Below are 7077 nucleotides of genomic sequence, written 5' to 3' on the forward strand. Positions count from 1 at the left end.
CTTCTTCTTCTGCAATTACTTCCACTTCTTCTGGTATTTCCACGATGATTATTTCTTCAAGTTTTTCTTCTGCTTTGACAATCACTGATTCTTCTGGAGCTTGCTTTTCTACTTCAATAGTAGGTTGTTCTATTTCTGTATTACGTTTAGTTTCTTCTGATAATATTGTATCCTCGTGCTCTACTTTAGAATCTACTAATTCTGTTTGTAGAATGTTTTTGACCACTACGTCACTTTCTTGCTTAGCATCTTCCATACGCTCAGCAATTGTTTGATGAGGTACTTCACCCGCTGGAACTGCCTGCTGTGCACTAATTTCTTGAACCACTTCTTTTTCTTCTACTATAGGCTCTTGGCGTTCAATTTCATAACCGTTTTTCTCTAGCCATTGATCGACAACTGACTTTTCTTCCTTTTTACTTTGTTGATCTCGCTGATCAACACCTTCATGACTGGAAGAATTCGTTGCTTGTCCTTCTGAGAAATCAGATAATGTATATCCTTTTTTCTCTAACCATGCATCAACGACTGATTTGCCCTCTACAGATATTTCAAGATCTTCTCTTTCCTTTTTTTCCTCCTGCTTTTCTACCTTTTTCTCTACAGAAGGACGATTATATCCGTAAATTGGCGAGATCATTTCTGTTGGACGAAATGGTCTACGGTTACTTTCTTGCGAAGGTGCAGATGCTTTCTTTACGACAGGCTCTCTCTCCGGTTCATATTGTACTGCCGGCTCTTCATATGTAGAAACTACCTTTTCCACATACTGTCGTCTACTTCTTTCCACTTTGACCCCTCTTTGAGTAGGCTGATTTTCATATGTTACAACTTGAACAGGTTGTTCTTCAAAATGCCCTGTTGCTATAACATCCTCTTCATCGAACCCATTATCCGGTACTAATGGAAAACGGCATTTACCTGCATTCCGACTTGCCATTTGTGCTTCTCTTGCTTCAGTGTAGTGGTTTACACGAGGGATCTTCGGCTGACTTTCGATTTGCTTTGGTACTTCTTTATTTATCGCTGTTTGTTCTTCCTCTTTGTTAAACAGCTTTTTCATCCAATCTAACATGCTTACCACTCTTTCTACTAAATAGTAACATCCTTTATTGTATCAGCATTCGGCAAAAAGTGCAGGTAAAATTAAGCATGTCATATTTATCCATAACATTCTAATTTACGAGTGTTTTCATATGGAAAAACGCAGCCTTCCATGTAAGACTGCGTTTAAGCTTTACTCTTCCGATACTCATCTACACTATCCGTTACACTTTGCAATAAAGAATTTACATATTGTGGGTCAGATAATTTTTTATCTTCTTCAGAATTTGACATAAATCCAAGTTCTAATAGTACGCCAGGAACCTTTGCCCAATTAAATCCAGAAAGGTCATCCCTGAATTTAATTCCATTTACTTTCACTTGATGATTCTCTCTCATTTTATTTACAATCGTTTGAGAGATTTGAAGACTTTCAGCATAAATCTCTTTCGTGTACGGACTTCCTTCTGCCGGCGTTAATACAGCAAATCCACTTTGATTCGGATTTTCAGAGCCATCTGCATGAAGACGTAAAAATAAATTCGCCTTATGATCATTCGCAAATGTCGCGCGTTCTTTATTACTTATATCCACATCTTGTGACGTTCTCGTCATTAATACTTGTATTCCCTTTGCTTCTAACTTTTCTTTTAATACGGAAGCCATTTCTAATACAAGAACAGCCTCTCTTTTTTTCGTCACAACACCAGTTGTACCATCTGTCACTTTATATTTTTGCGTCGTTGCTCCTGGCCCGATTGGCTCCAAATATAAATTTGCTTTTTGTTGATGCCCCGGATCAATAACAACAAGAAACTTTCCTTGTTTTTCATTACTCTCTACTTTTTGTTCATTATTTTGCAGCGGTTGCTCTGTTGGCTGCGCTGGCGTAGCTTCCTCTTTCTTTTCTTCAGCCAGCACTTCCTCCTGCTTCTGCTCCACTTGCTCATTCGTTTGAACTGCTAGCGGTTCTTCTTTCTTTTCTTTCTCTTCTTGCTGCTTTTCTACCGGTGCGTCTTCCTTGTTATCTTTGTTTTTTTCCTGCATAGAAGATGTTACTTCTTTTTTCGGTTCTTCTTGCGAACAACCTCCCATATATATTCCAATGAATGCGATCATGCTCATTATTTTTATATACTTCATGTGTTTCTCCCATCACTTTGCACCGGTCTCAAAGTTTTTTATAATTGTTTTATAACCTCATCCATATTTCCAATATGAACGGGTTGCCACGTTTCTGTACCACGCTCTGCCGTATAAACTAAATACGCACCATCAGCCACATTTACGAAAATCGGATCCCCCATATCTGTTTCATATCCGATAACAATCCATTCTTCTTTCCATTTTCCATGTTCTTCACCTATTAATGAATTTTTATGTTTATCATATCGATAACCGATTTGTCCTTTTTCTAATTCATTTTCGCTAAACACATATATTTCATAGGAACCTAGTTCGATATCTTGCTGTTTTGAAGTTTCAATTCGTTTCAGAAGTTCTGCAATTTTTAGTTGTTGTTTCATACGTCTATCCCCTTCTATTTTTCTAAATTTTAACTAGTTTGTTTATAAAATACAATATAGTTTTTGAGAAAAAAGGTGACATCCTTATCATATGAACGATTTTTTGAATATATCTGTCACAACTCGCAATATATCAACGATTCAACAGAAAAGAGAGGCTGTCCAAAAGGACAACCTCTCTTTTCTTACATCAATTAAAATTTGAACTCTTGTCCAACTTCAAAGCTATCTTCTAATACAAGAATACCTTTTTCTTGTGGAGCATCTGGAAGCTCTAATTCACGCGCTGAGCAAATCATTCCAGAAGAAGGAACACCGCGAAGTTCAGCTGGTTTAATTAACATACCGCTTGGCATTACAGCGCCAATTTTTGCAACGACAACTTTTTGTCCTGCATCAACGTTCGGTGCGCCACATACGATTTGTAATGTTTCTGTACCGATTTCTACTTTACAAATGTTTAACTTATCAGCATTTGGATGCTTCTCTTTTTCAGCTACATAGCCTACAACAAATTTTGGAGAAAGATCTGCTTCTACTGTTTCTTCAAAGCCGTTCTTCGCTAAAATCCCGTTGATTTTTTCTACAAATTCTTTCGTTAATGTTAGGTTACCTGTTTCTTTTACTTCTAAGTAAGAAGACGCATTAAAGATGTTGAATCCTGCTGTTACATTGCTTTCACGATCGTATACGCGTGCAACATCTCCTTTGCGATCAAAAGTACGGTTCTCTAAAGTAATATCTTGTAAGGCAACAATTAGAGTGTCACCAATTCCTTCAAGGTTGTAAAAAACGTTCACTTCGTTCATCCTTTCTCTTTTCCATCTGTCTTCTTCCGATTCTTCGCTAAAATAAAGATTGGTTCAAAGTCCCCATCTTCATATACGAATGAAAGTGATGTAATCGGAACATGCCCTTCGGCAAAAAATTTCATTGTCATTTGTGCAATAATATCATAACCGATTTCGTTGACGATATCAGCAATAATTAATACATCTTGGTGAGGAACAGCAACAACCATGTCACCAGAAATCTTTTCACGCATCGATTGTAGTAACGATTCGTTTAAAATACGAGTCGCATCATACCCATCGTTTGTGTTTAAAAAGTAGAATGTATTCCCTGCTACTGTTTCTTGTTTAAATTCATAACCTAATGAGCGAGCGTTGAATAATGCCATCTCACGCACTTGTTGCTCTGTAAGTTCTAATTTTTGTAATAGACGCTCATCAATGAGTCGATACGTTTTATTCGAATCTAACGCGTAGTAAATACGTGTTTCCGCCGTATGATCCGTCATAATAAACGGATTTCCTTCTTCTGCTTGTTTCGGGAAAGAAGTAGAGCGAATAACAGGTAAAATTTTCGCTGCGCTATTTTCTTCTTTATGCATCGCAATTAACGCTTCTTGTACGTAATAAGCAACCTCTTCAATTGCTTTTTCTTTATTCACTTCCCATTTTGCCACAACTCCTGGAAGCGATACGTTAATACCTTTTTTCGAGTCTTTCTGTTCTATACGTAGAACTTCTTTCTCGCTATCATACTGAAAGTCCCATTCTGGGCGAGATAATTTCTTCATTAACTCGTCTTTCATCTTTTTACTTGTCATCTTCATCTCTTTTTCCTCCCTTCCAAAAAAATAACCTCCCCCGCGAAGGTAGAGGTTGTTTTACAATTCAATTGGCAAATTGCCTTATTTTAAACCTTCAATGAACTCTTCGATTTGCTCTTGTGTTTTACGATCTTTGTTTACATAGCGACCTGTTTCTTCACCCTTATTGTACGCTACAAAGCTCGGAATGCCAAATACGTCTAATTTTACGCATAGATCAATAAACTCATCACGATCTACATAGTAAAATGAGAAATCACTATATTTCTCTTCTACTTCTGGCATAAACGGGTCTACAAAACGGCAGTCTGGGCACCATTCTGCTGAGAACATAAAGACTACATTCTCTTCATTTTTCAATTGTTGGAATTGCTCCATGCTTTCTAATGATTTCATCTATATTTCCTCCTCTAACGAGTGCATTTTTTCATGTTATAATCTTTCTTTTATACTACCATACATCGCGCATGGTGCAAGGTTTATGCTTGCTTTTCGTCATACTTATATTGCCCAACAAGTAACTTAACAACGTGTACAAATAATTCCGTGCGGTCGACATAATCATCTGTAAAAATACCGATAGCACCTTCGTGACTACGAATATCTTTTCTCTTTACAAACTCTTCCATCACTTCACTTAACTCCTTGCCATCTTCAAGAGGTGCTAAAAAATCATCTGGTAACTTAATACGTGCACCGCCTGCAACGAATGTTTTACCGGTATTTGTTGCTAGCGCGCCCCAGTTACACATAAATAAACCGTGCTCCGTTTTCATTACGCCACCTTCTAATCCAATACCAATTTGAGCTTCTCCTTCTTGTAGCGCTCGCTTCGCTCTATTAACCGCTCCTTGCATCGTCTCTTCATCTGTAAACGGCTGATTTGCTACCCCTGAAGGAACAGAAAGAGATGTAATTGTAGCATCTTTCCAAACCTTCTCCACAGCACCAACTTTCGTTTTATTCTTCGATCCAACTACTACTTTCATTTCGTTCACCTCTATAAAAATTCATCATTTTGTTCCATCCAATATCCGCTTCGGCACAAATTAAGTACCAACCACTATCACACACCACAGTGGAATCCCTTCTACCTATAAAAGAAGATGGCTTTCCGCAATATTATTGGTCCTAAACAAAAAACAGGCTTCTTCTTTCTTCCTACCCACGGTCTTAATACACCATTCGAGCACCTATTAAGCACTAACCGCCACCACACACCGCTGGGGCATCTATTCAACCTAAAAAAAGAAGGGTTTTTTGCCCTTCTCCTCTACGCGTTATTCTTAATTGTCTCTAACGTCGTTTTATCCGTTGCTCTTACAAGCTTCGTAATGAGTTCTTTTGCTGCCGCATAATCATCAACATGTAAAATAGAAGCATGTGTATGAATGTAACGTGCGCAAACACCAATTACTGCTGATGGGATACCTGAGTTACTTGTATGTACACGGCCCGCATCTGTACCACCTTGTGAAATAAAGTATTGGTACGGAATGTTGTGTGTTTCTGCTGTATCTAAAATGAATTCGCGCATTCCTCTATGTGTTACCATTGTACGGTCGTAAATACGAAGAAGAGCACCTTTTCCTAATTGACCGAACTGCGTTTTATCACCAGATGCATCGTTTGCTGGACTTGCATCAAGCGCATAGAAAATGTCTGGTTGAATCATATTTGCAGCAGTTTGTGCACCGCGAAGACCAACTTCTTCTTGTACAGTCGCACCAGAGTATAATGTGTTTGGTAATGTTTCATCTTTTAATTCTTTTAATAATTCGATTGCAAGGCCACATCCATAACGGTTGTCCCAAGCTTTCGCCATAATTTTCTTTTCATTTGCCATCGGCGTAAACGGACAGATTGGCACGATTTGTTGTCCTGGTTTTACACCAATCTCAATCGCATCTTCGTAGCTATCTGCACCTATATCAATTAACATATTTTTTATATCCATCGGTTTTGCACGTTGCGCGTCACTTAATAAATGAGGAGGAATAGAACCAACAACCCCAATAACAGGACCATTCTTCGTCATAACTTGTACACGTTGCGCTAATAACACTTGACTCCACCAGCCGCCTAACGTTTGAAAACGAAGCATCCCGTTTTTCGTAATTTGCGTAATCATGAAACCTACTTCATCCATATGACCTGCTACAAGAACACGTGGGCCAGTTTCGTCTCCTTTTTTCAGACCAAATACGCTACCTAAACCGTCTTGCACAATTTCATCCGCATATTTGCTTAATTCTTGCTTCATAAAACGGCGTACATCATGTTCGAAACCTGATGCACCTTGTAATTCTGTTAACGTACGAAATAATTGTAATGTCTCTTTATTCACGAAGTCCCCTTCTTTCAAACCTTAGTAGAATACCTCTTTTATTGTAACGAAATTTTCGAAATGTTTCTAGTTTCTTCTTTTTTAACTGTATTTGCTTTATAATTATTATTGGTACACTATTTTTATTTTATAGAATTGAGGTGAATATATGAGCTGGAAAGGTTTAGTAGCAGGTCTTGGCGTTGGGTTCGCAGCTGGTTATCTTGTTGCAAACAAAGTACAAGAACAATCCCATATTTCTTCAGAAAAAGCATTGAAAATGGTGAAACAAGCATTAAGTCATAAAGGTGAAATTACTGGCTCTTGGGTACATATGGTTCCAGAGGCATTTGAAAAATATGATGTCGCATACGAAGTTTATCGTGGCGGTCTTACAACAATGTTAGATGATATACAAGAACGATTTGAATTTTTAGTTGATGCTAAAACAGGTACTGTTTTAGAGGTTATAGCAGCATAAAAAGGAGGGTTCCCATTAGGTGAACCTCTTATTTTTTAATTGCGGATATTGATTAAATTTATATCAGCGATTTTTGAAATATATC

8 protein-coding genes and 1 pseudogene are annotated in these 7077 nt (G+C 37.8%); 1 reads left to right on the forward strand and 8 read right to left on the reverse strand.

The annotated features are described in order from the left end of the window. The 8 genes and pseudogenes from GFJ36_RS24160 to GFJ36_RS24195 all read right to left on the reverse strand — a co-directional run. Nucleotides 1–1075 (reverse strand): annotated as a pseudogene (locus tag GFJ36_RS24160) (DNA translocase FtsK); the annotation flags it as partial. A 155-nt stretch (nucleotides 1076–1230) separates the two neighbouring features. After that, on the reverse strand, nucleotides 1231–2187 hold the full coding sequence (locus GFJ36_RS24165; protein ID WP_098133123.1) for an N-acetylmuramoyl-L-alanine amidase: 957 nt from the start codon (nucleotides 2185–2187) through the stop codon (nucleotides 1231–1233). A 38-nt stretch (nucleotides 2188–2225) separates the two neighbouring features. Further along, nucleotides 2226–2570: a thiamine transporter gene (locus tag GFJ36_RS24170; protein WP_088064593.1), complete on the reverse strand. Its 345-nt coding sequence runs from the start codon at nucleotides 2568–2570 to the stop codon at nucleotides 2226–2228. 194 nt (nucleotides 2571–2764) lie between these two features. Then, nucleotides 2765–3379: a YtpR family tRNA-binding protein gene (ytpR, locus tag GFJ36_RS24175; RefSeq protein ID WP_001006767.1), complete on the reverse strand. Its 615-nt coding sequence runs from the start codon at nucleotides 3377–3379 to the stop codon at nucleotides 2765–2767. Then, entirely contained in the window at nucleotides 3376–4188 is an 813-nt protein-coding gene (locus GFJ36_RS24180) for a DUF1444 domain-containing protein (RefSeq protein ID WP_000784602.1), read from the reverse strand. Before GFJ36_RS24180 ends, ytpR begins: the two co-directional genes overlap by 4 nt. 78 nt (nucleotides 4189–4266) lie before the next feature. After that, the gene (locus tag GFJ36_RS24185) at nucleotides 4267–4581 is read right to left on the reverse strand and encodes a thioredoxin family protein (RefSeq protein ID WP_000838193.1); all 315 of its coding nucleotides are present in this window, start codon (nucleotides 4579–4581) and stop codon (nucleotides 4267–4269) included. 83 nt (nucleotides 4582–4664) lie between these two features. Beyond that, a complete protein-coding gene (locus GFJ36_RS24190; RefSeq protein ID WP_098091847.1) occupies nucleotides 4665–5174 on the reverse strand; it encodes a DUF84 family protein in 510 nt (169 codons plus the stop codon). A 284-nt stretch (nucleotides 5175–5458) separates the two neighbouring features. Next, nucleotides 5459–6532: a M42 family metallopeptidase gene (locus tag GFJ36_RS24195; protein ID WP_098230844.1), complete on the reverse strand. Its 1074-nt coding sequence runs from the start codon at nucleotides 6530–6532 to the stop codon at nucleotides 5459–5461. A 148-nt stretch (nucleotides 6533–6680) separates the two neighbouring features. On the opposite strand from GFJ36_RS24195, the gene GFJ36_RS24200 reads away from it, so the two are divergent. Then, entirely contained in the window at nucleotides 6681–6992 is a 312-nt protein-coding gene (locus GFJ36_RS24200; protein ID WP_048540743.1) for a PepSY domain-containing protein, read from the forward strand. Nucleotides 6993–7077 lie beyond the last annotated feature (85 nt).

Source organism: Bacillus sp. EE-W1, from assembly GCF_009760835.1.
GTDB lineage: Bacteria > Bacillota > Bacilli > Bacillales > Bacillaceae_G > Bacillus_A > Bacillus_A wiedmannii.